Origin of the sequence: Mesonia mobilis DSM 19841 (genome assembly GCF_000423405.1) — a bacterium.
In the GTDB taxonomy this organism is placed as follows: Bacteria; Bacteroidota; Bacteroidia; order Flavobacteriales; family Flavobacteriaceae; genus Mesonia; species Mesonia mobilis.
Map to the genome: position 1 here is coordinate 1 of NZ_AUHX01000035.1, position 2,989 is coordinate 2,989.

Here is a 2,989-nt window from a genome sequence, read left to right on the forward strand (position 1 = left end):
AGTCTAACGCTTCACCGTATAACAGAACCTTAATTCCCTCTTTGTTCTTTCTGATTAATTACTATTTATTTTAAAATGCAAACTTAAGACGTATATCACAAATTGCTGCGCAGGTTTTAGGCTGACATTTCTCTGGCACGTTCAATTATTAAAAGTTTTTTAGCTATATTCGTTTCTTAGCGATCGCAACTTGAAGCGATATACGAGACCGTTAGCACCAATATGAACAAAATATTTCGAAAATTTATCCCATTATTTATAATAAGTTTTTCAGTTTATTATCTTTCATTAATTATTGAAACTATTAGTTTATATTATGATGAATACGGATTTGACATTAAAAATGGAATTATAGTAAGTATTAATCAAGCTCCTTCTTTAATTAATTTTAGTGTTTTTTTATCAATAATATTGGTCACAGCAAGTTTATCGAAACAGAGGTATCTATTATCGAAAATCTTCAAATTCGGATTATTGACATCTCTAATTCTGGGAGGGGTAACTTTTATACTTTCAAACAATTTTCTTCCTAAATTAGAAATCTACTCTTTAGTAAATAGATACGAAAAAGTACAGAATGAAGTATTTAGTAGTAAGGAAAGATTAGAAACGGAAAATCTTTTTAAAAAAAATAATTTAATTGTGATGGATATTGATGAAATAAATCATTATTCAGATTCTTTGGAAAAGAATAAAAAATATCAAAAAGAAATAATAACTAATTTATCTAAAAAAATTCCAGACAGTATTATCACAAAAAGTTTCTCTGAAAAAGAGATTCTTGATTATGGCTTTGCCTTAAATAATTCAATAAACAATTATAATCAAAGAGACTTATTCAAGTTACAATCAGAAATTGTAAAAATTGAAGTTGTAGAAAAAAAACTAAGAAGATCTTTTTGGAAAAAAAGTGAACTTTACTTAAATAGTTTTCTTGCGGTATTTTTGACAATTTTTGGAATTGTAATAGGTGCAAACTTTAAAAACGAAAAAATCTTTTCATTGATTTGTATTGGTATTCTAATATATTCGTTGATTTTAGAATTATTAATTATAATGAAAAATTATTTCGTAAATGAAGAAAATTTGATTGGAATGTTATTTAGATTTTTAATTACATTGGTTATATTCTTATACCTTATTATAAGATTAAGTAAAAGTAAAAATACTGGTGCTAACACCGTATAATTCCAACTAAGGTTCTGTGTCCTGCGGACACAGACGCTCACGCGTCAAAGTCAGTTCTTTTTACTATCTTTAATTCCTAAATTCCCTTAGCTGGGAAATTATACAAGACCGTTGTAAAACATTTGCAAAAAAAATACAGCAAATATTATGATGAAAAAAATTCTTTTAATTATTCTTATGGTATTCTGTTTTTATTGTTGTAAAAACGAAACTAACTACAATAATAATTCTGAATTATGCTCTTTACTCGCTGAAATGACCGAAAATGATCAAAGGATTAGAAAATTACCAGAAATGACAGATCCATTTTTCAAAATTTTAGATTCTATCATTTTAGCCAATTATACTTCAAAATATGAATATGCCGATTTGCCAAGAGATAAAAAATTAGAATGGGGTAAAATAGCTAGAAAAATAGCCGATAAAAAAACTAAAGCACCAAAAAAGATTACAGATTCATTATGGGAAATTCAATCTAAAATTGATATAGAAAATACCAAAACTCTTATTGATATAACTAAAAAAAGAGGTTGGGTCAGTAAAAAGCAATTAAAATGTAAAAATTATATTTCCCCAGTTCTAATATTTAGACACGCTCCAGAAAAATTTTGGAAAGACTTAAAACCTTTAATTGAAAAAGAGTTTAAAGCAGGTAGAATGAATTCAGGTGATTATTGGTTTATCAATAATCATATTAATGGCAGACCAACTGATTTTGGAAATGGATTCGAAATAATTGAAAATTAAAAAACGTTTTACAACAACGTATATTTCCAATTGTGGTTCTGTGTCCTGCGGACACAGACGCTCACGCGTCAAAGTCATTTCTTTTTACTATCTTTAGTTCCTAAATTCCCACAACTGACAAATATACAAGACCGTTACCCACAAGCTAAACAGACCTTTGAAAATACTGCTTCACATAATAATTTTCGTCCTTTTGACAGTTGTTACTCAAATTGGTGGAATAATTTATCTGATTGCTATTCTATCAGTAAAACGGTCAGCCAAAAAAAGACAACTGAAAAAACTTGCAATATTTTCAGGACTTTACCTAATTGCTACTTTTCTGATTGTTCCAAACGTAGCACCTATTTTCGGACGAGAAAAAATAACCGAAACCGAATTTTTAAGAGCAAAATCGTTCTTCTACAAACTTGCGAATCGAAATTACGTTCGACCTAAGCTAAACGAATCGCTTAACCAAATTGCAACCAAATTCGAGAAACGTAACAGCGGGATAAAAATGATTTATCTCGATGCGAACTTTCCTTTCATCGATAAATTTCCGCTTCTTCCCCATTTAAGCCACAATGACGGAAAAAAAGTGGACGTATCGCTGATATATGAAGAGCCAAATGGAAAATTAACCAATAAAAAGCCCTCGGTTAGTGGATATGGAGTTTACGAAGATCCAACTGAGAACGAATATGACCAAAATTCGGTTTGTAAACAACGTGGAAATTGGCAATACGATTTCCCAAAATATTTAACTTTGGGTACAGTCAATAAGGACATCGAATTTTCAGAGAAAGGAACTCGTGAATTAGTTAATTTGATTTTAAGACAAAACAGCACAGGAAAATTATTTATTGAACCACATTTAAAAACACGTCTGAATTTAAAAAGCGGAAAAGTCAGGTTTCACGGCTGTCAGGCAGTCCGACACGACGACCACATACATTTCCAACTGAAATAGAATAGGAAAAAAGCCAGTGGCTAACAATGGTAACCGTTGCACAAGCCTTTAATTCTTAGAAAATCTCACTTATTTAAACCGCTTTTAGGAGGTTTTTTGTTT

At 29.8% G+C, this 2,989-nt stretch carries 3 protein-coding genes; all 3 read left to right on the forward strand.

The genetic code is table 11. The features are described 5' to 3' along the window. Positions 1-222: 222 nt before the first annotated feature. Complete coding sequence (locus G551_RS0112180; RefSeq protein ID WP_027885820.1) at positions 223-1,188, forward strand: hypothetical protein; 966 nt, start codon at positions 223-225, stop codon at positions 1,186-1,188. Between the two features lie 147 nt (positions 1,189-1,335). Beyond that, positions 1,336-1,935, forward strand: coding sequence for a hypothetical protein (locus G551_RS0112185; RefSeq protein WP_036243867.1), 600 nt, complete (start codon positions 1,336-1,338; stop codon positions 1,933-1,935). A 193-nt stretch (positions 1,936-2,128) separates the two neighbouring features. Further along, positions 2,129-2,887, forward strand: coding sequence for a hypothetical protein (locus tag G551_RS0112190; RefSeq protein WP_084626411.1), 759 nt, complete (start codon positions 2,129-2,131; stop codon positions 2,885-2,887). The last annotated feature ends 102 nt before the right edge of the window (positions 2,888-2,989 follow it).

Bases quoted from the DNA above. Each gene is read 5' to 3' on its own strand.
- G551_RS0112180 (WP_027885820.1), top strand. From the start codon at position 223: ATGAACAAAATATTTCGAAAATTTATCCCATTATTTATAATAAGTTTT.
- G551_RS0112185 (WP_036243867.1), top strand. From the start codon at position 1,336: ATGATGAAAAAAATTCTTTTAATTATTCTTATGGTATTCTGTTTTTAT.